Genomic DNA, 26,012 nt, shown 5'->3' on the forward strand with positions numbered 1-26,012 from the left:
CAAATTAAATTTATTTATTACAAATTATTGCAAGAAAAAACTGAAAAATGGCCCGTAAACCAGGCAATATGAATCATATTTAATGATATTCTAGCAATTTATATATTATAATATAAAAAAATATTTTGATTTGCATGATTTTCAAAAAATTAAAATTGTATAATCATCATAAACTTAATATTTATTATTGTTAATTGACCACAGGCTCTGCAATACCCTGTCCAGAACCGCCGACCAGTCACCCTGCCGGGATTGGCGAACGAGCCGCATGCCGGGATACCAGGGTGATGCCTCCCCCTCTCGCAACCAACGCCAATCAGGGGAAAAGGGGAGCAGGACCCAAACGGGTTTGCCCATGGCCCCGGCCAGATGCGCCACCGCCGTATCGACCGTGATGATCAAATCGAGATTGGCGACGATGGCCGCCGTGTCGGAAAAATTCTTCAATTCCGGTCCAAAATCGAAGAAATTGCCAAGTCGGGCAAGGCAATCGATCTCATCGATCCGGGGTTCCTTGACCAATCCATAAAAAGCCACCTCCGGCACCGCCAACAGGCCTGCCATGGCCTGAGCCGGCAACGAACGGTAACGATCATGCCGGTAACTCTTCGATCCACGCCAAACCAGACCAATCTGTCTGGAATATCCGCTTGGCATGCGCTTCTGCCAGGACTCGACCAGAGCAGCCTCCGGGACAATATAGGGCAACTGGGCCGGAATGGTCTCCATGTCCGTACCGAATATGCCAGGCAAAGAGAGCAAAGGCACCTGGCAGTCAAACTCCGGCAAGGAATCTCCTTGTGAAAGTACAAGATCGATTCCCTCCTGCGCTGACAGAAGTCGGGTCAAAGGCGGCTGACACTGAACCAGAACCTCCCCACCCCGTTTTTTGACCAGTGGGGCATAACGAATGAATTGCAAGGTGTCCCCCAACCCCTGCTCGGCATGCAACAAAATCCGCTTCCCCAGCAAACTCTCTCCCTGCCAGAGCGGTTGGCTGAATTGGTCGCCAGGGGGGCGTGCGCCGGCCTGATACCAACGCCAGGCATATTCCTGCCAACCGGCCAGAAACTGCCCGGCTGCCAGCCAGGCCATCGCCCGGTTGACATGGGCATCGGCATACTCTGGATCCAGTTCCAAGGCTCTCTGAAAACAGGCCAGGGCCTCTTCGGGTCTTCCCAGCAATTGCAGAAGCGTGCCCAGATTGTTGTGCGCTTCCGGATAATCCGGGGCCATGGCCAGGGTCCGCAGAAAAGCCCGCCTGGCCCCTTCAAGATCCCCCTGATCCTGGAATAAACAGCCCAGATTGTTGCAGGCTCTGAAATAATCCGGAACCAGAGCCAAAACCCGCTCATAGCAATCAGTGGCCTCGGCCTGGTTGCCCTGGTCGCGCAAGGCATTGCCCAGATTGAACCAGGCATCCGGATCATCCGGTCGTTTGGCGAGAATTTGCCGACAGCATTGGATCGCACCCGGTAAATCACCTTGCTGGCGCAGGAGAGATCCCAGATTGAGCAACGCTTCCGGCCACTCCGGTCGCAGCCGCAACGCCTCCTGAAAGGCTTGCTTGGCCCCAATCCCCTCCCCCATTCTGCACAAGACCAGGCCCAGATTGTTGTGGGCCTCGGGATAATCCGGTTGCAGGATAATTGCCCTCTGCAACTGACTCCTGGCCTCGCTCAGATCATTCAACTCCATCAGGGCCAGACCAAGATTGTTGCAGGCCTCCGCATAATCCGGCTTGACAGCCAGGGCCTGACGATAACAGGTCACCGCCCCCTCCAGTTCCCCCATCCTGGCCAAAACCAGGCCCAGGTTGGCATAATAGATGGGATGCCCCGGCCAGGCGGCAATGGCCCTGGCTATCCACTGCATGGCCTGCACCTGATCCCCCCGTTGATGATCAATCAAGCCAAGCAGGTGCAAGGCATCCGGATGGTCGGGATGGCCCTGCAATACCTGCCGATAGCAACTCTCTGCCAGGGCCAGATCACCCGCATGATGATGCCGCAATCCCTCCTGCACCAGCAGATCCGGCAATTGTGCCGCTGGCAGACCGTCGCCGGATGAATCATGGGATGTCATATTTTTCCTTTTATTATAAAGCCGGAATCCGACAAAATAACGGCTCGGACACGAATCTCTTCCAGCGTTTCACGGTTCAGTTTGCACCCATCGGTATCGGTCGTGTTCATGCCCTGAAGTATAGCATATGTCAGCTATCCAATTTAAGGATCAGTACACTGCGTGGGTTCCAGATGCGTGTTCGTGGTGCCAGGGGGGTGTGTGCTTTTTGGACGGACCGAACAGACGGCTTGTGCAGGACCAGGGAATGTGGTATACTTCTCCAGGAGGGTGGTTGGGACGGTGGTGAAGATGGCCGTAGCCAAAATTCGGTTCCCGGCAGTTCATCCACATAAGTAAAAATTGAAAACGGATATATCAATGTCAAGATCAAAAACGTTCAGATTGTTTCTTAGTTCAACCTTCAATGATCTTCGGGCTGAAAGAGATAAACTCCAGGTGGAGGTGTTTCCCAAGCTTAGAAAGTATTGTGAGGATAGAGGGTTTAGTTTTCAGCCAATTGATCTTAGATGGGGAGTAAGCAGTGAAGCGGGTAATGATCAAAAAACCATGCAGATCTGTATTGATGAAGTAAAACGATGCAAAAATGCGCTAAATCCTCATTTTGCCATCATGCTGGGTGAGAGATATGGCTGGATACCGCTTCCGGCTGAAGTGGAAGCTGAAGAGTTTGATCTGGTCAAAAAGGCCGTATTGGCTAAATATCCAGGCGATTCAAAAGAGAAATCGTATATAGAGCTTTGGTACAAAAAAGATGAAAATGCCATTCCTGCAGAGTACAAACTGCAACCAAGGATAGAGTTAGAACACCAGAATTGGGATTATTGGGGTGACGTGGAAAGCACTCTGAGAGAAGCATTTAGCTCCATCGTCAACAAAGAACTGAAAGATAAACTAAGCGATGAACAAAAATTTAAATATACAAAGTCTGCTACCGAGCAAGAAATAATCGAGGGGCTTTTTAATAATGAAAATATAGCCAAAGAAAATATTTTCTTTTACAAAAGAAATTTTGAGAATATAGACAGTTTAAGTGAAGGAGAAATTGCTATACTTGAAGAAAAAGACAGAGCCTATAGAAAAGAGGTAGAAAATTATAACGCAACAAATCCAGATAAAAAGAAAGCAGCCTATGAGATAACCGTCAAACACTTCAGTGACTTCAAGAATAAAGAAAATAAACTGGATGACAAAATTAGGCCGTGCCATCACGAACTGACTAATAAAATTATATCCGATCTGCCAGAACAAAACGTAAAAATATATAATATAAAATTGGACGTTGGATTAGCGCGAACCCAGGATAGTGTAACTGAAGGCTATCTGCAAAAATTTTCAGATGATTTTTACAAGAATATCCTTGCATCAATAAAAAAAGAGATAGATGCTTATCAGGAAGTCGATATTCAAACCAGAGAACTTAATGAACAGCAAAACTTCTTAATTGAAAAGGCCAAGATATTTGTCGGACGCGAGAAATTGTTGCAACAAATAGATGACTATATTGGCAGTGAAGAGTCCAATGCGCCACTGATAATTTATGCGGACTCTGGATCAGGAAAATCAGCTTTAATGGCAAAGGTTGTTAAAAATACAATAGAAAGCTCTTTGAATGATGGAACAACTATCGCCTATCGATTTGTAGGAATTAGTGAACTATCAAACAGCCCTATCAATCTTCACAATTCATTGTGTGCCGAGCTTGTAACAAACGAAGCCTTAAGAGAGTTGTGCGTTACTTATATAGATGAAAATGAACTGAAGCCAGATCATGTGTTAATTGATCTTAAAGAATTAAGCAAAATGTTGGCTTATTTGATTGAAAATTTCCCTGAAGATCAAAAGCTGATACTCTTTATTGATGCACTGGATCAATTCGTGATTAATGATCCTCTTGACTGGCTGCCCAGAATACTGCCAAGCAATGCTAAAATCATTATCTCAACATTGCCTGATACTTATCAAGGAATTAAGTACCTGCCAAGACTCAAACAAAGATATGCGAATCGTGAGGAAAGCTTTTTGTTTCTGGAAAAGTTTGCTGCAGATGAAGCAAGCCACATGATTGATGAGTACCTTAAGTCATTTAAAAGAACCCTGAATAAAACACAAAAACAAAAAGTGCTGAAGGCCTTTAGCCAGAGCGGCTCACCACTTTACCTGAAAATCCTGCTTGAAGAAGTCAGTGAGTGGAAAAGCTATACAAGTGTGGGAAGTGAAACCTATCCCAAAGAACTGGATGATTTAATTGCACGATTATTTGAACGTCTACACACCAACTCTTACCATTCCCATCCATTAATTAAATTTGCTTTTGCTTATATCGCCTGTTCAAAGGGTGGACTGCCTGAGCCAGAGCTGTTTGATATTCTATCTCAGAATAAGGCCATCATGGATGATGTCTCCAATGAATTCTACCCACGACCAGAGCGACTTCCTACCGCCGTCTGGGCAAGGCTTTTTTCTCAAGTATCGCAATATCTTACTGTCAAAAAAGTTGATGGACTCGATAAGATTAGCTTCTTTCATAGAAAATTTAATGAAGGTGCCTATAAGCTGCTTGAAAACAGAGAAGTTGCACATGCTAATCTGGTCAACTTCTATGAAGCAGTTTATAACAAAACACTCAACGTGGATACTTCTGAAGAGTCGGCCCTAACCGAACTCCCTTACCAACTGATTATGTCCAAACAAAATGAAAAGTCCCTTACCCTTTTAACGGACTTTGAGTTTTTGATGAAAAAATTCAAGCTTAATAAAACCGGGGATGTGCTGGAAAATTATGCGTTAGCAAAAGCAATGGGTATAAATCAGGAGACAACACAAAATAATCTAAATGAAAAATTTTACATCTATGATAACTTCTTAATCTCAAACAAACACCTATTAGAGCAAGGTGATAATGATTGGGATAGTTCAAAGATATTCTTTCAACTTTCAATTGAACATGCAAATAATTCTCAACTTACTATTGATGCTGAAGAGTATGAGAAACAGGGAAAGATTGCTTTTAATTATCTTAGAAATATTAATAGAGATGAGGGGATTTACATCTCTCCATTAAAAGATATTTTAAAATCTCATAATGATAGAGTTGAAGGTTTGGTTAAATTAAAAAATGGAGGATTTTTATCGTATTCCAGGGATGAAAAAATTATAATTTGGAGTGATGATGCTCATGAAATGGCAGTATTAAATGGTCATGAGGGTTCCATAGATGGAGTGATTGAGTTGGGTAGTGGGTATTTGCTATCCTGGAGCGAGCAAGATGAAACTGTAAGAATGTGGAATCTAGATGGTGAAGGAGTTTATAAGCTAGATAAGATAAAAGTAGTCGGTGTTATAGAGAAAAATAATGACAATATTTTAATAAAATCCCTCGGATCATCTGAAGATAGACGTTTTCATTTGCTTCATTTACTAGATCCTTATGAAAATACATTGAAGACTTTTAAAAAGCACAATGATGAAATCGGTGGTGTTTTAGAGTTGCGCAATGGAGATAATTTATCATGGTCAGAAGATGGGCCGTTGAGAATTTGGGATAATAATCTGAAAGAAAAGGTCGTATTTAGTGAACACAAGACAGGAGTAAGAGGTGCAATAGGGCTGAGCAATAATAATATTGTGTCTTTTTCAGAAAAGCAACTTTTAATATGGAATTTAGACAAAGAGATTGTGGCAAAAATTAAGTTTGATAACTCAATCACGTTGGTGAAGCAACTTAAAAATACGAGCATAGTAGTCTGTTTAGTTAATCTTATAAAAGTTCTTAATCAAGATGGAGATTTAATTGCATCATTTTTTGAGCATAAAGATCTCGTTGAAAATGTTGTAGAGTTAGGTGATGATAGGTTGCTTTCTTATTCGAGAGATAAGACAATAAGAATTTGGAATCTAAATGGTGAAGAACTTGCCTGTCTTAAAGGTCATCATGATGGTATTGCTGGAGTCTTGTTACTTCATAATGGTGATATCGCATCATATTCTTACGACAATACGATTAGAATATGGGGGCAGGATGGATCGGAATTGGCTGTATTAGAGGCTCATGAAAACTATATCGATTATTTAATTGAGTTAGAAAGTAATGTGTTGGTCTCTAGCGGTAGAGATAGTGAGATAAAGGTTTGGAATATAGCTAATTTAAAATATGCTAAAAGCGATAAAAAACGTATTCCGATAGAGAAAGAAGGAATTATAGTTCAAGGTAACGAGATATTTTCCATTCACGAAGGAAGCTTTTATCGCTGGAATCAACATAATAGTGATAGCAATGCATTTCTAGGGCATAAAAAGTCTGTAGTTGGTGTTGTTAAAACCACGTTTGACACAGTAATATCTTATGCTGAAGATTACACATTAAGAGAATGGGATTTTAATGGAGTGCAATTATCTATATTAGATGGGCTTTATGAAAATGTAAAAGGCGTTTTAGAATATTCACCAAATAAAATGATCGCTTGGTCTGATCATAATGCATTTATTTGGGATGCTAAACAGAATATTTCAACAAATTTTTTTGGCCTTGAAGGCGGAGAATTAAAAAAAGCCATCGCTTTAAAGAACGGTAATATTGTTTGCATTTTTGATCGTAGTAAGTATGTATACTGCTATACAAGAAATGGTGAAATTCAATTTGTGGCCAAAGGGCATAATCATCGTCTACGTGATGTAATTGAATTGAGTAATGGTAATTTAATCTCATCATCATCAGATAATACATTAAGGTTGTGGAATAAAGATGGTGATGAACTGGCTGTTTTTGAAGGGCATGAACATGTCGTTTTTGGTGCAATTGAATTAAGTGATGAAACTATATTGTCATGGTCTTATGATAAAACATTAAGGACTTGGAATAGTGAAGGTAGAGAATTAGCTGTTTTTGAAGGACATGGTGATGGTATTAATGGGGCCTTAGAATTAAGGAATAAATCAATCTTATCATGGGCAGGAGACAATACGCTGATTCTTTGGAACAATGAAGGGGATCAGATTTTAAAATTTGAAGGACATGACGCTGCCATCACGGGTGCTTTAGAGCTTAGAGATGGAAATATATTGTCCTGGTCTCAGGATAGTACACTAAGATTGTGGAATTTAGAAGGGAGAGAGTTAGCTGTTTTTAAAGGACATGAAGGAAGTGTTGCTGCTGCAATAGAAACAGATGATGGGATTTTATCGTGTTCAAAGACCTCGGTTGGCACATTAATATTATGGGATAAATCAGGAAATGTACTCAAAATTTATGATGAACATAATAATTTTGTACAAGGAATAAATAAAATTAATGAATTAATTATATCCTATGATAGTAGCGGGGTTATGATTGTTAGGGATAATCATGGAGTTCAGCAGAAAAAATTAGAAGAAAATGGCGAAGCTGTAAAAAGTATTTTAGAACTAGAAAACGGAAAATTATTATATTTTTCTTCATATGGTTTACGCGAGTTGGATATTGAAAAGATGACATCCAAAAAAATAATAGGGGATCATGTTGCTGGTATTGAGGGTTTGATCAAATTGGCAAATGGGAACGTACTATCATATTCAGTAGATGCCACATTAAAGTTATGGGATATTCACGGGAAAGAGATCTCAGAAATGAAAGGTCATACCTTTCAGATTCTTGGAGCAATTGAGTTATCAAATGGGAATATTTTATCATATTCATTTGATAATTCTCTTAAGATATGGACGACTGAGGGCGATGAATTAGTGACTTTAGAAGGTCATAATCAAGCGGTTCGTGGTGCGGCAGAACTAGATGGCAACGTAATTTTATCGTGGTCTGATGATAAAACAATTAGGCTTTGGACATTTAATGGTGAGGAAATTGCGTGTTTTGATAAAGATGATACGGACAGTTGGAAAAAGCACCCAGAATATTATGAAAAAGCAAAATGGTATCATATCGGTTACGGTAGCCATGTAGCAATCAGTTACGATGGTCATGCAGTATATGTGAATAACAATTGTCTAATTTTGAATATGGAAAATAATTTGAAGTGGTACTCAAAATACACACCTGAAATTCTTGCAAAAATAAATAATTTTATTGCTATATTTGATGGAAATAAAATTAAATTTTTAGAGGTAGTCAAGCACAAAATTAAATTGCGCGACCTTCGTGGCCTGTGGATTTTTGGATAACCGGGACGCAATCTGGTGGAATCCATCCAATGAGTAACGACCAACAGGGACTGGTGGGCCAACCGACCTGATTTGAAACGTCCACTTTCGCCGACATGACCACCCCTGATGCACCGGAAAATTTCGGCAATTCAAATCAGCGCGGTTGGTCCACTAGAGCTTATCCGTACCTGGAAATTGACTTGACGATGGGGTCCACTTCTATTAGCGCGAACCTTTCGAGGAAACCAAGCTGGCAGAGACATCGTCGCGATCCCAACGGCGATTTTGGCTTCCCCTGAATCCTCTTTTCGTGGCTGACTCGGTCATGGCTCAGAGGCTGTCCATTAACCCTCGGATAAAAAAATTGGAAAGAAAGATTTTATTGGGGCTCCGCCCCAAACCCCGCCAAGAGGAAGGGCACAGCCCTTCCTCCTGGACCTCCATCCCAGTTTTTCATTCGTTTTTTTTGAAATTAACAAGTTATTAGACAGCCTCTCAAGGCCGCCATTTGCAGCAATCCTTCTATTTATTAATTACCGCCTATGAACTTGTCTAGACTTGGAATTCTCATAATGGTTTCTATATCATCAGATTTATAATCATGCTGATGATTTTTTGAAACAATGTCTAGTTCGTCCCAACCAACAAGACATGGATGGAGCTTTCTAATTTTATCCTTGACGATTTTATTCGTCGCGCCCTCCGGGATACCCAGCTTTTTCCAGCCATTGAGAATATGGAAAGCATTCCAACGTTTATGTTCAACTTTTCCTAGCTGGACTATTTCTTCTTCTGAAAGCTTGAGAGCATAATCATGATCTCTTAATCCCATTGCATCCCAGTTAATGGCCATTTTCGGATAATTGAAAAACTTATCCGATACTGATTTTTTTAGCGCATTATAGTCATTATTTATTTTTGATTCCGCAATAAGCTTGTTGATCAGATATTTTTTCACCTCATTATGTTCCATCAAATATCGATTTGAATCTTTCAAAAAAACATCAAGATCATTCCATTGTTCTTCTACCGTTTTGTTTTCCTTGTTATATCCATGAAGTTGATTGTATTGACTATTATTTAGTTTAGCTTTTTTATCCAACTCTTCATTAATGACGATCTGGTAACTACAAGTATGATCGATTTCGCCAAACGTTCTCACCTTTTTAAAGACTGTGTGTTTATCAAGCTTCTTATCATTTTGAATTACCCTTGCGGTGTTTGCAAAGCTATTTGAATATATCGCGATATCAATATCATTTGATAGTATTTCATCATTATATTTTTTCAGGATCTTCATTAAGTTTGAAAGCGACTCAAATTCATTCTCGTAAGCAATAATGATTTGCTGATATTCACCAATATCCTTTTGCACAAAGTCACCATCATCTATGAACTCAATATCCCAATATTCATTAAATGATGTATTTTTTCTTTGATTTTTATCGATTCCTATATTGTATTGCTTGATAAATTCATCAAGAATATTAGCATTCTCATCTTTATCAGTATCATATACGACAGTAACTTTTATGGGATTTTCGTTATAAAAGTGCCCCAAATGCAAAGCATGCACTAAAATACTCTCACCAAGCTTACCAAAACCGAAAATTGCGATTTTCACATTTATTTTAGAATCCTTTATCTTCTGAGAATCAGTAAAAATATTGCTTCCTAACAGATTCTGCCTGTCACCAAATAATATCCGAGCGGAATTCGCATTAACACTGAATATTTTTACATCCAGTTTATGACTCTCTTGAAAATCCCTTGCCATAAAAAAATCATAGAACTCATTATGGATCAAATGAACGTAACAGAGAATTTTATTTTCTATCTTTGCTTGAAAAGCTGTCAGGGTGGAAACGATCTCCATATTGGTTGAATCATTACTTGTTAAAATTATCACATATTTAGCGCTTTGCGTCTTTGCTTTTCCGAGAATTTCTTCATTTGTCGCATCGCCAAAAATAATTATCGCCTTTTTACTTTTCAATAAATCCACATTTGAGTTGTTTTTATTAGTCTCAATAAACACAAACAGTTTTCCATGATCGGGATGTGAAAAATCTTCCGCTCTTTTCATCCAGTCCAGTCCCAGAGCTTTGCCTTTACTGCCGGCCCCAATAATTACAATATGATCTTTCCCTTTTCTGAAAAGATTGATTTTATCGATAAATATATGAGCAACAGCCAGCATGACGGCCCAAAATGTCGCTATAGCTGATAACCAGCGACCTAATTCCAGCACCCATGGTATACGTGTATCAATGTTCGGTGTCTGAAGTTCAAATCCGAAAACTCTTATTGAGTGATAAACATAATCATGCCAATTGCCGTGGAGAGAATTTTCTTCAAACATCATTTTAAATCCAACGATATCGCAGACAAATGCTACCACCATCAAGAGAAAAAGGCCAAAGCTCCAATCGTTTTCATTGAAAAATACATTCAGTTTCTTAAAATACTGATTAATTTTAAAAGGGCTCTTTTTCATTTTCCCCTCCTCTCGATAAGACGGCCTTGATCATCGACTCGGCCAAAGGTACCCCATTATGCGGTATGGGACAAGAGTTCCGGTACTGACCGATGCCGACATTTTGCCTGTCCCCAGCAAAAACCCTATCCGCCCCAAATTTGGCCCCATTGCCATGCTCAACACACTTCTCCGAGTCCCATGGTACCCCGATGGAGAATCTCAAGTCTCCCATCAGCAAGGTGGCTGCCGCTCTGAAAATTCGCAGCGAGGGCCTCGGCCTGCGATTGCCCTGCATTGAGAATTGCTGGCCATTGACACAAGACCGAGGAATATGGCAAATTTTGTCTCGAATGAGGGACCAGTTCCAATTTTCCCGAAGGGTTTTCTTGAGGGTGAAGGAGCTTTTTCCTAAGGGGCATCCTGTTCAGGAGGTGTAAAATGCCTGTGTCAGCTTTAAGCGGTGCAGTCATCTATAAAGATGACGGTAAATCAACCGTCGTGTATCAAGAAAAATGTGAGAGTTGTGGTTATGTGAGTGGCTCCACAAAAGGCACAACATTCACAAGCGCTCAAACGACCGGAAGTGTATTTTCAACGGGTTTTGTGTGTCCAAAATGCAAAGTTCGTCAAAAAGTTCTGATTAGACACTAGTGTTCGGTTAAGAGAGGGGATGCCGTCAGCAACCCATTGTCTCATAATCTGCTTTCAGAGGTTTTAGCCTGAGGTGTTGATATGGGTATTTTTAGTTTGTTGAAAAGAATGGCTGGATCTGGTAATGACAAAAATAATGGTATAGATCGCGAAAAAGAAAGGTGCTTGATAAAAATTCAGATAAGAAAGGGCGAATTTATTATTCTATCTAAATACTATTACCAAGGCTTAACATCATATAAAAGTTATTTAAATTATTTAGCTCTCAATCGCGAAAAGGTTTCGGAAGTAATGGAGAAAGCAAATGAAAAATCATCCAGTGGTTGCATTCTTGATGATACTTATGTAATATTTTATTATGATGATACACACTTTCTCCTTATGCCATTTGAGGTTTTTTCTGGCACGGAAGATATGAAACTCTCTTTGAGAAATGCAAAAATTTGGAATAGGGATAATATTATTAGAATACTTAAATTTTATCCAGAATTTAAAGAATATGATGCGTCAATGTTGACTGAAATGTACTAAATCCATGCGTTGGATGGCCGACATAATTGATATGGGCATTGGCAACAAACGCATTGACTTGATCACCCGCGAGGGATCATTCTGGGCTGCCATCGCGGGCAAAACTGCCGCATGATTCCTGCTTTTCCAGATTCCGGAGATCCCCATGAAAGCCGCTGAACTTTTTGTAAAATGTCTTGAAAATGAAGGCGTTACCGTCATGTTTGGCATTCCGGGGGAAGAAAATCTCGACATCATGGATGCCCTGTTGGAGAGTCCGATCCGCTTCATGACGACCCGGCACGAACAAGGTGCCGCCTTCATGGCGGATGTATACGGGCGGTTGACCGGACGGGCCGGGGTGTGCCTGGCCACCCTGGGACCCGGAGCCACCAACCTGATCACCGGGGTTGCCGACGCCAACATGGACCACGCCCCATTGGTGGCCATTGCCGGCCAGGCCGCCACCACCCGCCTCCACAAGGAGAGTCACCAGGTTTTGGATCTGGTCAATCTGTTTCGTCCCATCTCCAAATACACGACCCAAATCCTGGATCCGGGCGTCATCCCCGAGGTGGTGCGCAAGGCCTTCAAGGTCTCCCAGACCGAAAAACCCGGCTGTGCCTTCATCGACTTTCCCGAAAACATTGCCGAAATGGAGATCGCCGGCAAGGCCCCGCTCAAGGCACAACAACACCGCCAGCCCGTCCCGCCCCAGGAAAAGATATCCCAGGCCGCCCGGATCATTTCGGATGCCCACTATCCCATCATCATGGCTGGCAACGGGGTGATCCGCGGTCGGGCAGCGGACCAACTGGTCGATTTTGCCGAAAAATTGAATATTCCGGTCGCCACCACCTTCATGGCCAAAGGCGTGATCCCCTTTTCCCATGACCTCTGCCTGGGGGCTGTGGGTCTGCAAGCCACGGATTATGTCTCCTGCGGTTTCGACCGGGCCGATGTGATCATCTGTGTCGGTTATGATATCGTCGAATATCATCCCTACCTGTGGCACAAGGAACGCAACCGGAAAATCATCCACATTGACGCCAGTCCGGCGGAAGTGGACGAAAATTATGTCGTGGAAGTGGGCGTTGTCGGGGATATCGGGGCCGCATTGAAGGGCATCGCCGCCGAGGCCAAAAGCCGTCGGCAACGACTCGCCGATACCCTGCGCCAAACCATCGTCTCCGAAATCGGCCAATATGCCCAGGATACCGGTTTCCCCGTCAAACCCCAAAAAATCATCTGGGATTTACGCCAGGCTCTCGACCCGGAAGATGTCGTGGTCTCCGACGTGGGTGCCCACAAAATGTGGATGGCTCGCATGTTCAAGGCCGAACGCCCCAATACCTGCATTATTTCCAATGGTTTTGCCGCCATGGGCATTGCGGTTCCCGGGGCCATGGCCGCCAAGCTCGTCCGACCCGACCGCGCTGCCGTGGCCGTCACCGGCGACGCCGGTTTCCTCATGAACTCCCAGGAAATCGAAACCGCCATGCGCTGTGGCCTGCCTATCGTCATCCTGATCTGGAATGACGCCAGGTACGGCCTGATTCAATGGAAACAGATGAACCATTTTGGTCGCGAAAGCCACATCGCCTTCACCAATCCCGACTTTGTCAAATATGCCGAAAGCTTCGGTGCCAAAGGGTACCGGGTGGAAGCCGCCCAGGACTTGCTCCCCATCCTTAAACAAGCCCTGGCCGAAAAAACCGTGACCATCATCGACTGCCCGGTCGATTACGCTGAAAACATCAAACTGACCGAAAAACTGGGGCATCTCGTCTGCCCGATCTGAATGGGTTTCGTATAAAATTTGTATAAATTCTTCATGAATTCCGTGATTTCAGATCCCTGGACCTGAATGTTTCGTTATGCCAGAATGACGCCGCCTTAATCTTCAACGCAGCATCTTGGCAATTCACCACCTGTTCCATGGGAGATTCTGGAATGCTCCAAAGAAAGCTTTTGGAAAGAATTCCTTTTTTCAAGGATTTCTCGGATGAACACAAGGACGAGATCGTCGAACACAGCCAAGCGGAACTCCTGAAGGTACCTGCCAACCAATCCATCCTGAACGAGGGCGATCTGGGAGATACCTGTTTCATCCTTTTGCGTGGTGCTGCCAACGTCTACAAAAGGCCTTTCTCCAACCCCCTGGCCTTTCTCAAACCCGGGCAGGTCTTCGGTGAGGTGTCGTTTTTGACTCCGCGTGTGCGTGTCACGAGCGTGGTGGCCGAAGATGAATGCATCCTCTTGCGTTTCAACAATAAATTTCTCCTCAACCTGACCCCAAGCTGTCGTGACCGGTTCAAGGATCAAATGATCCTGGTCCTGGTGCAAAACCTCGAATCCCTGCGCGAAACCATCGAAAAATACAAGGCTCCCGTCATCATCGAGCATAAAAATCCGTTCGAAGAAGCCAAAAAAATGGGCGAAGGGGATGTTAAAAACGATCTCATTTTCGAGGACGATGATGGATACAAGATTTTTTATCTGGGACGCCGGATGGCCCGCATCGAAAAAGAGGGCAAATCCACTGAAGTCCCCCTGGTTCCCCTGACCGACAACATTCCCGGAAAGTTTGTCAATATACTGAAAAAACAGGGAAAACTTCCGGAAGATTACATGTTTGGCAAGGATTTTCTCATCCCCAGATCCGCTGCAAGCGCCTGGAAACGTACTTTGGTCGCCGAGGACAGTAAAGCCTTGAAGGTGGAACGGGAAATCCAGGATTATCTGAGCAAGGACGGACTCCCCTCGGCTCTGGGCTGATCCCCGGTTTGAGTCCGGTTGTTCCCTGATGCCCTCCCAGGTCGATCTTGCCGGGACTCTCTGCTCCATATCCCCCTCTTACTCTTTTTTGCCTCGTCCCGGGTCCCAGGGATATTTTTTCAGCCAGTTGGCAAACGTGGTGGCATTGGGCAGCCCAACCATGCGGGTGGCCTGGGCCTTGTTGTTGTGGCTTTCGGCCAGGGCACGGTGCAGATAGTGGTCGGCCACCTCGGTCAATAGATCCGTCAACCGAAACCCGGCACCCAGAGGGCGGTTGAGGATTTGTTCGTTGCTCCCACCACTCACATACTCCGGCAACATGGCATCCCGTATATCACGACCACGAATGATCTCTCCCGGGGTCCAAACTGCGGCACGATTCAAGGTATTCTGCAATTCACGAATGTTTCCGGGCCAACGCTGTTCCTGGAGAAGTTTGCGGGCATTTTCGGTCAGGGACTTGCGGCGAAATCCCGGCTGGTCACGACACTCCTGATTGATCTGTTCCAGAATCCGGTCGGTGAGGAGTTCAATGTCCCGTCCCCTGGCCCGCAACGGTGGCAGAAGCAGCAGGGCCACGGCAATGCGATGAAAAAGATCCTCACGAAAACGCCCGGCGACCATCTCTTCGAGGAGATTTTTATTGGTGGCCGCAATCAGGCGAAAGGTGACAGGTTGCGGTGCGCAGGAACCAACCGGCGTGATTTCCTGTTCCTGCAATACACGCAATAATTTGACCTGAATGGAAAGAGGCAACTCGCCAATTTCGTCGAGAAAGACCGTTCCTCCATCGGCCTGGGCAAAATACCCTTTGCGGGTGGTCAAGGCACCGGTAAAGGCCCCTTTTTCATGGCCAAACAACTCAGATTCCACCAGATTGTCCGGAATGGCCCCGCAATTGATGGCCACAAAGGGTCCCGCCCGCAACGCACTCGTACTGTGAATGGCCCGGGCCAAAAGCTCCTTGCCAGTCCCGGACTCACCCTGGATCAAAACCGGGATCTGCCGGGCAGCCACCAGGGTAGCCTTTTCCACCACCCGCCGCATGGCATCGCATTGGAAGGCAATGGACTTGAATTCCGGATGGGCATGCTGGAACCCCTCCTGGGCCAGGCGAATCAACTGTTGATCCTGGGTCCGCAACAAATCCGGTACCATGTCGGTACTGATGGCAAATGGAATACTGACATCCCGGATTTCCCAGGCAGGCGTCATTTCCAACAGCCGCGCATTGGGAAAGCCGGCCTTGGCCAGCAAAACCCAGATGGCCGCCATGGCCCCGGTGCCGGTTCCCAGATAAAAACAGAGTTGGTCCGGGCCACCCATCCGATTGGCCACCGGTTCCACGGCCCGCAAGGCCGCCCGACAAATCTCCCCATAATCCCCCGGATCCACAAGGGGCATCCAATGCAGGGTCACCACGGCAGCCGTGCGTTCGCCCAGCCAGGCTGAAAAGTCCCGCGCCGCATCTTCCCTCTGGCCGGCCAGCAGATGAACCTCGTGAAATTCCCGTTCGCGCAATACCCGCGCCAGAGGTCCCGGCTCCGTACTCTTGCCTTTCTGAAGCGCTTCCAGATCTGCCTCCCCAATCCAAGAAAAGACAATGGATACCGGATTCATGGTTTGCCCCACTCCCTGACGGATATCGAATTCATGATTTGTCCCACGACCCGCTGGTTACCGGATTCATGATCTGACCAGCCCACAGAACGACCACATCCACTCCAAGCCATGGCATGACCTGAAGACCGGTTGCTGGAGAATTCTTCATGGCCTGGCCCTGAAGAGCGGTTGCTGAAGGATTCTTGTGCTAAATGCAAAATCTCTTGCCCATTTTTGCCCAACAGAGACAAATGTTCATTTTGCATGGAAATCTTTCGTTTGGGTATCAGGATCATATAAATTATCGCAACATATTGTATTCAATACATATAATGTCAATATTCTCCGGAATTCCCTGCCCGGAAATACCGGGCCATGGCGTTTTTTCATGGTAATGGCATTTATTTTGCTTTATGTTTATGCAGTTGGATATACAAAATGAAAATAACGAAAAAAATGGAGCAGTGTCCAGCCATCATGTCGGTTGGCAGGTTCCTGCAAACGGTTTGCCCATGTCCTCCCAAACAGCCTTGTATCCTTTGTTTCTCCTCTCTCTGGCCGCTTTTTTTCTGGGATATGTCAAGGCCAATGCCCTGGTCACGGAGAATTCGAAAGCGGTCGGCTCCAGACCTCCCTATCATGGTTGGTACTGCCTCTTCTGGACCCTGTTGCCGGGCATGATCCTGTTTGTCCTGTGGCACGTTTTGCAGGGAACACTGCTGGATCGCCTGTTTCTGGCCTCCATGGCGGACCAGATCGGCAATCTGTCCCCGGAAGAGACCCAGCTCTGGATGGCCAGAATCCGGCGGATTGCCGGCGGGGGGATGGCCATGGAGTCGCAGGCAGACCTGCTGACTGTTGCCGCTGAATATCACCGGACGGCGCAATACAGCGGGCTGCTCTTGACCATCCTGGTAACTGCCCTCTCGGCCTGGGGTCTGCACCGGAGTTGGCGGAAAATCTCCCCTGAATTGCCGGCCCGGCACTTTGTGGAAAAGACCGTCCTGGTGATTCTGGGCATCGGCTCTGCCCTGTCGTTTTTGATCACCCTGGGAATTGTCCTCTCCCTCCTGTTCGAGGCCTTGCGCTTTTTTCAAAAGGTCCCTTTTGGCGACTTTTTTCTTGGCTTGCACTGGAGTCCGCAAACCGCGATTCGTACCGATCAAGTGGGCGGCAGTGGTGAATTCGGGGCCATTCCGCTCTTCGCCGGCACCTTCATGATCATGCTGATCGCCCTCTCCATGGCCGCCCCGGTTGGTTTGGCGGCGGCGGTCTATCTGGCGGAGTTTGCCCGGCCTCGTGTGCGCGCCCTGGCCAAACCGGCCCTGGAAATTCTGGCCGGCATCCCCACGGTGGTTTACGGATTTTTCGCGGCCCTGATCGTGGCCCCGGCCATTGCCCGTATGGGTGGCTGGCTGGGATTGAATGTGGCTTCGGAGAGCGCCCTGGCCGCCGGACTTGTCATGGGAATCATGATCATTCCCTTTGTCTCCTCCCTGACCGACGATGTCATCAGTGCCGTCCCCCAGGCTCTGCGCGACGGCTCCCTGGCCCTGGGTGCCACGCATGCCGAAACCGTCCTGCGCGTCGTCCTGCCCGCCGCCTTGCCCGGCATCGTTGGTGCCTTGCTGCTGGCGGTTTCCCGGGCAGTGGGCGAAACCATGATTGTCGTGATGTCCGCCGGTCTGGCCGCCAATCTGACGGGCAATCCATTGAACTCCATGACCACCGTAACGGTGCAGATCGTCACCCTGCTGGTGGGCGATCAGGAGTTCGACAGTCCGAAAACCCTCGCCGCCTTTGCCCTGGGCTTGACCCTGTTTTTCATCACTTTGACCCTGAATGTCGTCGCCCTGGCCGTGGTCAGAAAATATCACGAAGAAGAGCATTGAACATGGACCTGAAAGACCCCATCGTCCAGAAACGTCTGCAACGCCGCCATGCCGCCAACCGCCGCTTCCGCTGGTATGGCCTGGCCGGACTCACCCTGGCCCTCTCTGCCCTGGTATTCCTGCTGGGGGCCATGGTCTTTAATGGCATCTCTGCCTTGCGCCAGGCCAGAGTCCTGTTGACCGTTCACTTTGACCCGGCCCAGGTCGATCCGGAAGGCAACCACGCCCCGGCCTCACTCGCCAAGGGCAACTATGATGCCCTGGTGCGACAGGCTCTCAAGAATCTCTTTCCGGATGTCACGGTCCGGGCCGATATACGGCGTCTCAAGGATCTGGTCAGTGTCGGGGCAGCTTTCAAACTTCAGGAGATGCTCCAGCAAGATCCCACCCTGCTGGGAAAAACCCTCGATATCTGGGTACCAGTCACCGACAAAGTGGACATGTGGCTCAAAAACAAGGTACCCCACAATCTCCCCGAAAGTGAGCGCCATATCAAAGACAAGGAAGTGGCCTGGATCGATTTTCTCGTGGCCCGGAGCCGTCTGCAAATCAAATTCAATGACCAGTTTTTCACCCACGGGGATTCCCGGGAACCGGAACTCGCCGGCATCCGGGGTGCCATTCAGGGGTCACTATTGACCATCCTGGTCACCTTCATCATCTCTTTTCCTCTGGGGGTGGCGACGGCTGTCTATCTCGAAGAGTTTGCCCGCAAGGGACGTTGGGCCGACTTTATCGAAGTCAACATCAACAATCTGGCCGCTGTCCCTTCAATCGTCTTTGGCCTGCTGGGGTTGGCTCTCTACCTCAACACCATGCATCTGCCCCGCTCCGTGCCCCTGGTGGGGGGATTGACCCTGGCCATGATGACCCTGCCGACGATGGTCATTGCCACCCGGTCGGCCTTGCGCAGTGTTCCCCAGCCACTGCGGGATGCGGCCCGTGCCCTGGGAGCCAGCCCGCTCCAGGTGGTCATGCATCATGTGCTGCCCCTGGCCCTGCCAGGCATGCTGACCGGTACCATCATCGCCATGGCCCAATCCCTGGGTGAAACCGCCCCGCTCCTGATGATCGGCATGGTGGCGTTTATCATGGAAGTACCCAACTCCGTCCTGGATCCTTCTGCCGTCATGCCGGTACAAATCTTTCTCTGGGCCGACAGTCCGGAACGGGGATTCCTGGAAAAAACCGCCGGAGCCACTCTGGTCCTGTTGTGTTTTCTGATCACCATGAATGCCCTGGCCGTCTATTTGCGCAACCGTTTCGAAAAAAGGTGGTAGGATTGAACCGTGACCGACATGATCGATTCATACAATCCGCAAAACAACACCATTCCGGCATCCCCGCTGAAAATGAAGACCGAAAATGTTGATGTCTTCTATGGGGAAAAGCAGGCCGTCAGCACGGTCAGCATGCCCATTTACGATTGCCAGGTGACGGCCCTGATCGGCCCCTCCGGCTGTGGAAAAAGCACGGTCTTGCGCTGCCTGAACCGCATGAACGACACCATCGAGGGGTGCCGCATCACGGGGTCCATCCTGATGGATGGCCAGGACATCTATGATCCCAAGGTGGATGTCGTGCAATTGCGCGCCCGGGTGGGCATGGTGTTTCAAAAACCCAATCCCTTTCCCAAATCCATTTTTGAAAATGTCGCCTATGGACCGCGCATTCATGGCATTTTCAGTCACCGGGATGAGTTGGAAGAAATTGTCCTGACCAGCCTGGAAAAAGCCGGACTCCTGGAAGAGGTCAGGGACCGCCTCAAGGAACCGGGTACCAGTCTCTCCGGCGGCCAGCAACAACGTCTCTGCATTGCCCGTGCCATCGCCGTCAATCCTGAAGTGGTGCTGATGGATGAACCCTGTTCGGCCCTGGATCCCATCGCTACGGCCCGCATCGAAGAACTGATCGACGAACTCAGTGCCAATTATGCCATCGTCATCGTCACCCACTCCATGCAGCAGGCCGCCCGGGTTTCGCATTATACCGGTTTTTTCCACATGGGCGAGCTGGTGGAGTTCGACCAGACGGAAACCATCTTCACCAATCCCGAACATGAACGCACCAAAGGTTATGTCACCGGTCGTTTTGGATAAAGCCATGAAAAAAATTACCGCCGAACAGCATACCCACCACTCCTTCGACGAGGATTTGCGGCGTCTGGACACCATGCTGCTGGAGATGTTCGATCAGGTCATCGCCCTGCTCCAGGATGCCATCAAGGCCATGACCGAGGTCGATCAGGAACTGGCCTCTGCCGTGGTCAAACGCGACCGGGCCATTGACGAACTCGAAATTCGCGTGGAAAACCAGGCCGTGCGCATACTGGCCTTGCGTGAACCCAAGGCCGTTGATCTGCGCTGGGTCATTGCCGCCCTGGAGTCATCCTCCGATCTCGAACGCATGGGCGACATGGCCAAAAACATTGCCAAACGGGTGGCCATCCTGGCCCACTTTGTCCCCATCGAAGGCATCGAGGGCATCGTGCCCATGGCCCGCCTGATTCTGGATTCCCTGGCCAAACTCCGCCAGGCCTGGGCCGAAAAAAACTCCACCCTGGCCCTCGAAACCTGGACCGGCGATGCCGATGTGGATACCCATTTTGACGTCACCTTTAAAAATCTCCTTTTTTCAATGATCTATACACCACAGAACATTACCCCCAGCACCCATCTGTTGTTCATCGCCAAAAATCTGGAAAGAATCGGCGATCATGTCACCAACATAGCCGAGGCCCTGTATTATCTTGAAACCGGTCGCAAACTTGACAGCGTCCGTCCCAAAACCGATGCCCACTACAGCACGCTCATTCCCCAAAACGCGACATTGCCCAACTCCCAAACCACGGCATCGCCCAACCCTGCTTCCAGTGAGCCACCTGCCAAATAAAGTCCGCCCGGATTGAACAATAATATTCTTGTCACCTGAAAACCTATCTCTTGAAATAATAAAGAAGATCATGGCATACCTGTTTACGGGGAGACCCCCGATCAAAACCAAGGAGATTGTATGAGTTTGTTATCGAAACACGTTTTTTTGGCTTCGACCTGTCTGGTTGCCACCCTGACACTTGCTTCAGAAGCGTTGGCCCGGGAACAGATTCGCATTGTCGGCTCTTCCACTGTTTTCCCGTTTTCCACCCGCGTGGCCGAACAGTTCGGCAAAACCACAAAATTCAAGACCCCTGTCGTTGAATCGACCGGTACGGGTGGTGGCATCAAGCTTTTTTGCGGCGGGGTTGGCGAGACGCATCCCGACATAGCCAATGCCTCGCGCCGGATCAAGGAGAGCGAGGTCAAAACCTGTGCCGGCAATGGCATCACCGCCATCACCGAAGTCAAAATCGGCTTTGACGGCATCGCCATCGCCAACAGCAAAAAGTCCCCCCGCATTAAACTGAACCTGCGGGACATTTTCCTGGCCCTGGCCAAAGAGGTTCCGGTCAACGGCAAACTGACCGCCAATCCCCACAAGACCTGGAAAGAGGTCAATCCGGAACTGCCTGCCACCCAGATTCGCGTCCTGGGACCGCCCCCCACCTCTGGGACCCGCGATGCTTTTGTCGAACTGGCCATGGAGGGAGGCTGTAAAACCTTTCCGGAAATCGCCGCCATCAAGGATGAAAAACAGTTCAAAGCCGTCTGTCAAACTCTGCGCGAAGATGGCGCTTATGTCGAAGCCGGTGAAAACGACAACCTGATCGTACAAAAACTCTCTGCCGACATCTCTTCCATAGGTGTTTTCGGCTACAGTTTTCTGGAACAAAACCTCGACAACATCCAGGGCAGTATCGTCGGCGGTCAGGAACCAACCCTGGAAAACATTTCCAGTGGCAAATACCCCATCTCCCGCTCCCTGTTCGTCTACATCAAGAACGCCCATGTCGGAACGGTGCCGGGCATCAAGGAATTCGTCGATGAATTCACAAGTGATCGGGCCTGGGGCGAAGAAGGCTATCTGACCGACAAGGGCCTGATTCCCCTCCCCGCCAGTGAAAGATCCAAATACCGGCAGGATGCCATCAGTATGAAAAAGCTGGAGATGAAATAACCGGTCATCCGTCACTGCATGACGGACCCTTCCGCAGCGGGAGCCTGCAACAGTCGGCATTCACTCCCAAATATATCATGCATGGCTCACCAGTCCCGGTCGCGATACGGATTGGTGAGCCTTTTGATGACCTGACCGGAGAAAAAATCCTGAAAAGCCGGCTGGCGCAAAAAATCCAAAAAATCAGCATGTTCCTCATATTCGTCCAATTCATCTTCAGCAGACCCTTCATCAGACAATTCATTGTTTTCATTATTATTTATTTTATCCTCAGACCCGTTTTCCCTGTTTTTTTCCGGATTTAGTTTATTTTCAGTTCGGTTTTCCGGTGGAACATGATCTGGCACCGTTGCCGCAAAGGTCGTCAATTCCTGTCGCACATTCAAGGATGCCGGATTGGTTGCCACAAGCTTCAACACGTTCTCAGCCGACTGGATGCCTCCCTGCCGGGCAGTTTCCAAAAACAATCTGGCTTTTTCCAAATTTTGTCGGGTCCCGATTCCTCCGGCCAGGAGCAGGCCGGTGAGATAGGCGGCTTCGGGACTGTTCCTGGCCGCAAAACGTCGCAACCAGCGATAGGCTGCAACAGGTCGAGTGGATTCCTCTGCACCGGAACCGATGCCCAGATGCAGTAAACTCAGACGAATCCCGGCTGCCGCCTCCAGGCGATAGGCTGCCACCTCCAGCCATTGTCTGGCCTTGACCGGGTTGGTCCGCACGCCATGTTTTCCCAGGCGATAGAGATCGCCCAGAATCAAGGCACAGGTTTTGGACCCGGCATCGGCACCTTTGCGCATGAAATGCATGGCCAGACCGGTATTGGGTCGGGATTGAATTCCTGCAAGGCGCAAGATGCCATGGAGGCAAAGACTCTCTTCATCGCCAAATCTGACACCCAGTCGGACCAATCTGGATACATTTTTCCAATCAACAGGTTTTTCGACTTGCGCCATTTCCAAATATGCCAGACGGAAAGCAGAAACACCATCCTTCATGTCAACAGCCTTGGTCAACCACTTTTTGGCTTCTCTGGTATCTTTCTCCACCCCCACAACGCCATCTGAATAAGCCCAACCAAGGATGGTTGCTGCTTGAGCATGGCCGGATTCAGCCGCTGTACGCAACCGAAACAAAGCATTCGCAGTTTCTTGCACAGTACCTTGTCCATACAAACTGAGTCCATCCGCCATAACATGCCCTGCTGGATACCCTTTCTCACGACTTTTATTGAACCAATAAAAAGCTCGCACAGGATTGGACGGCACCTTAAAATGGCCATGATAATATAAAGTTCCGATCTCTAATTCCAGATTGTCATAACTCGGCTTTTCCAACAGACACTGCAATGTCTTTTGCAAAACTATGTCATGATTCAAATGTTTGCCAGATATTCCCCGCCAATTTAATCTGGCTAATAATCGACATGAACTCAATGATCCTTTTTGTAATGCATATTCATACCACGCTTTAGCCTTGACCATATTTCTTGGTAAATCAAAACCTTGTAAATATTTTTTGCCTATTTTTTCAGCTGCGGCTGCATGACCATTTCTGGCAGCCTTTTCCATCCAGACTAAGCTTTTCCTTATATCAAAAGGCAATACATTATCTCCAGTATCATGCAGTCCCATAAAATATTGTGCATCCGCATCCTCTCCTTCAGCGGCTTGGCGAATGAGGCTCATACCTTGCTCCTTGTCTGTTGGCAAGGAATGTCCATAATAATATTCACTTCCCAGTATATATGCCGCACTTTCCTTGCCAACCAATAATGCCTGATTTTCCATTTGTTGTGATTTTTCAATATTTTGTTCAACTCCCCAACCCATTCGATACAGGATTGCCAAATGAATCATGCTGCGCCAGGACCCACGGGAAACAGCCTCCTGGATCCATGGCAATCCATCAGCAACCAGATCAGCATCCAAGATTGGCCGAATGTATGTAAATCCAAGATAATCCATGGCCATAAGATGTCCCTGTTGTGCCGCCTTGCGCAACCAATACCGACATGTACTCATATCTCCCCGGCCATCCAATTCCAGGTACAGAGATTTACCCAACTGATATTGTGCCTCCGCATTCCCAGACTCAGCCAAGCGCACTCCCTCCGTGAATAAAATGTATTGACCATTCATCTTCAAAAATTCACGCTGTTCTCCCAAGGCTGTATTAGCATGAAAAAAGAATGAGCAGATAAACAATTTAGCAATAATAGCACTATATATAATTGATAAATTCATTTATTAGCCTCCATTATATCATGGAAAACATTTCCGGGTTTTTAATATTGGTTTATTAAACAACCCGGAAATGAGTCTATGGATTTACCTGCGAGATACCTTTACTCACCCTCTTTTATTTTTGGGGACACAGGCGATCCTGGAGAGGTTGAAGGCGTCGAAGGTTTTGGACGCCATTTTGATTTTAGTTTGTTGAATTCGGTGTTCAGACACTCTAAATCTGTTCCTTGACCCTTTTTGCTGCATATTTCCAGAGCAGACCTGTTAAAAACCTGCTCCAGATAGTCATCCTTCTGGTCATCAGGAACCGTTGGAAGAGTATATACACCAAGAACCTCCGATGGTGTCACTTCTCCATTCGCAACTGCCTGATTGTTGGACCAAGCATTATTAACTGCTCCTTTGGTCATCTTTTTATAGACCTTGTTAACCCCACCCGCAGACAAGATCCCTAATACACCATACTTCAGCCCCTTTCTGATTACTTCCTTGGTTGCCTCTTTTCCCGTTGGAGAAGAGCCTGGAGTATTTTGTGCCAGGATCATTAGCCCGCCATTGTCGTGTGATTCAACCGACTGGCCTTCATTTTGTTGAATAGCAGTCTCACCCTGATCACCCGCATACCCGAACTTGTTGGAATCCTGGCCGGAGTTCTCATACGCATTCAGGTAGGCATTGGTTCCGTCAACATCATACGGATCATCGGCACGAGAAGCCATGATCCTGGCCAAGCCGGGATTTATGGACAACAACCCGTTCGATGCCGAATAAGAGGATGTGCCAAGTGGTGACTTGCTGGGCCTGAATTTGGCCACGGCATCCGGGGCTTGTTGCCCAGAATACAGGGTTTGTCCTGTCCTGGACTGATTGGAGTGACCAAGAAAGCCGTTCAACTCACCCAACGTTTTGTTGACAGATTTTCCTGTATCCCAGTATGAGGGATCATCTTTTCGTGCCGGAGCCTTCAACCCCAAGAAACTTCTGGAGAAGGTATGGGCATCATTCAGATTGCTCTCCATGCGGTTCAATGTCGTTGGATCTTTCTGTGACATGGCTGTCCCCAAATCCTGCCGCAGATACTCCATATGCTGGGGATCTCCGGTCATATGAGCCACCAAAAACTCCGGGGTTGGATTCAGTCCGGTAACACGTTGCACCTGTTGCCTCGCCCGGTTGGCTGCCAGATATTGATCGTATTCGGTTTTGGCCTCGGTGATTCCTTTCCTGCTCCCATTCAGAATGTTGGAAACCTGATTTTTGATGCCGTCGTCAAACTTGTACACTTTCCGTCTCCCTGGTTGCAACACATTTTACCCGGCAAGGGATGAAGACTTCAATCCACTACCGGAGGTCGGAGTGAAGCCACACTGAAACATCTTAAATATTACTGTCTGACAAAACAGACCCTTGCCTCGCATTTTATTTCACGAAGCTTCAGCAAATTCCTGCCCAGAAAACAAAAAACCCCACAGTTTCCCGAGGGGTTGAATCAAATACAAACAGACGGCACCTGCCAGACAACAAGAAACAGTTCCCGATAGTCGTGGCAAGGATACACCGGTTTTGAGCCCCCCATCAAGAAAA

14 protein-coding genes are annotated in these 26,012 nt (G+C 47.3%); 9 read left to right on the forward strand and 5 right to left on the reverse strand.

All coding sequences use genetic code 11. The features are described 5' to 3' along the window. Positions 1-174 precede the first annotated feature (174 nt). Positions 175-2,085, reverse strand: coding sequence for a tetratricopeptide repeat protein (locus HQL65_05725; GenBank protein ID MBF0135719.1), 1,911 nt, complete (start codon positions 2,083-2,085; stop codon positions 175-177). Positions 2,086-2,445: 360 nt separating this feature from the next. On the opposite strand from HQL65_05725, the gene HQL65_05730 reads away from it, so the two are divergent. Continuing rightward, positions 2,446-8,238 (forward strand): DUF4062 domain-containing protein, encoded by a 5,793-nt coding sequence (locus tag HQL65_05730; GenBank protein ID MBF0135720.1) that lies wholly within the window; start codon positions 2,446-2,448, stop codon positions 8,236-8,238. A gap of 511 nt (positions 8,239-8,749) precedes the next feature. Here the strand turns inward: HQL65_05730 and HQL65_05735 are convergent. Beyond that, the gene (locus HQL65_05735) at positions 8,750-10,717 is read right to left on the reverse strand and encodes an NAD-binding protein (GenBank protein MBF0135721.1); all 1,968 of its coding nucleotides are present in this window, start codon (positions 10,715-10,717) and stop codon (positions 8,750-8,752) included. A 714-nt stretch (positions 10,718-11,431) separates the two neighbouring features. Between HQL65_05735 and HQL65_05740 the strand changes: the two genes are divergently transcribed. The 3 genes from HQL65_05740 (at position 11,432) to HQL65_05750 (ending at position 14,638) form a co-directional block, all read left to right on the forward strand. Next, positions 11,432-11,881, forward strand: a complete 450-nt coding sequence (locus HQL65_05740; GenBank protein ID MBF0135722.1) for a hypothetical protein — start codon at positions 11,432-11,434, stop codon at positions 11,879-11,881. 145 nt (positions 11,882-12,026) lie between these two features. Continuing rightward, positions 12,027-13,661, forward strand: coding sequence for an acetolactate synthase large subunit (locus HQL65_05745; protein MBF0135723.1), 1,635 nt, complete (start codon positions 12,027-12,029; stop codon positions 13,659-13,661). 152 nt (positions 13,662-13,813) lie between these two features. Further along, the gene (locus HQL65_05750; GenBank protein ID MBF0135724.1) at positions 13,814-14,638 is read left to right on the forward strand and encodes a cyclic nucleotide-binding domain-containing protein; all 825 of its coding nucleotides are present in this window, start codon (positions 13,814-13,816) and stop codon (positions 14,636-14,638) included. 78 nt (positions 14,639-14,716) lie between these two features. Here HQL65_05750 and HQL65_05755 read toward each other — a convergent pair whose 3' ends face one another. Continuing rightward, positions 14,717-16,258, reverse strand: a complete 1,542-nt coding sequence (locus tag HQL65_05755) for a sigma 54-interacting transcriptional regulator (GenBank protein MBF0135725.1) — start codon at positions 16,256-16,258, stop codon at positions 14,717-14,719. A gap of 494 nt (positions 16,259-16,752) precedes the next feature. Between HQL65_05755 and pstC the strand changes: the two genes are divergently transcribed. The 5 genes from pstC (at position 16,753) to HQL65_05780 (ending at position 22,185) form a co-directional block, all read left to right on the forward strand. Beyond that, positions 16,753-18,132: a phosphate ABC transporter permease subunit PstC gene (gene pstC, locus HQL65_05760; GenBank protein MBF0135726.1), complete on the forward strand. Its 1,380-nt coding sequence runs from the start codon at positions 16,753-16,755 to the stop codon at positions 18,130-18,132. A gap of 2 nt (positions 18,133-18,134) precedes the next feature. Then, positions 18,135-19,412: a phosphate ABC transporter permease PstA gene (gene pstA / locus HQL65_05765; GenBank protein MBF0135727.1), complete on the forward strand. Its 1,278-nt coding sequence runs from the start codon at positions 18,135-18,137 to the stop codon at positions 19,410-19,412. Positions 19,413-19,430: 18 nt separating this feature from the next. After that, a complete protein-coding gene (locus HQL65_05770) occupies positions 19,431-20,231 on the forward strand; it encodes a phosphate ABC transporter ATP-binding protein (protein MBF0135728.1) in 801 nt (266 codons plus the stop codon). Between the two features lie 4 nt (positions 20,232-20,235). Beyond that, complete coding sequence (phoU, locus tag HQL65_05775) at positions 20,236-21,024, forward strand: phosphate signaling complex protein PhoU (GenBank protein ID MBF0135729.1); 789 nt, start codon at positions 20,236-20,238, stop codon at positions 21,022-21,024. Positions 21,025-21,144: 120 nt separating this feature from the next. Beyond that, a complete protein-coding gene (locus HQL65_05780; protein ID MBF0135730.1) occupies positions 21,145-22,185 on the forward strand; it encodes a PstS family phosphate ABC transporter substrate-binding protein in 1,041 nt (346 codons plus the stop codon). Between the two features lie 86 nt (positions 22,186-22,271). Here the strand turns inward: HQL65_05780 and HQL65_05785 are convergent, their stop codons facing one another. Beyond that, on the reverse strand, positions 22,272-24,428 hold the full coding sequence (locus tag HQL65_05785) for an SEL1-like repeat protein (GenBank protein ID MBF0135731.1): 2,157 nt from the start codon (positions 24,426-24,428) through the stop codon (positions 22,272-22,274). A 101-nt stretch (positions 24,429-24,529) separates the two neighbouring features. Continuing rightward, positions 24,530-25,711, reverse strand: coding sequence for a hypothetical protein (locus HQL65_05790; protein ID MBF0135732.1), 1,182 nt, complete (start codon positions 25,709-25,711; stop codon positions 24,530-24,532). Between the last annotated feature and the right edge of the window lie 301 nt (positions 25,712-26,012).

This window comes from Magnetococcales bacterium (genome assembly GCA_015228935.1).
Taxonomy (GTDB): Bacteria; Pseudomonadota; Magnetococcia; order Magnetococcales; family DC0425bin3; genus HA3dbin3.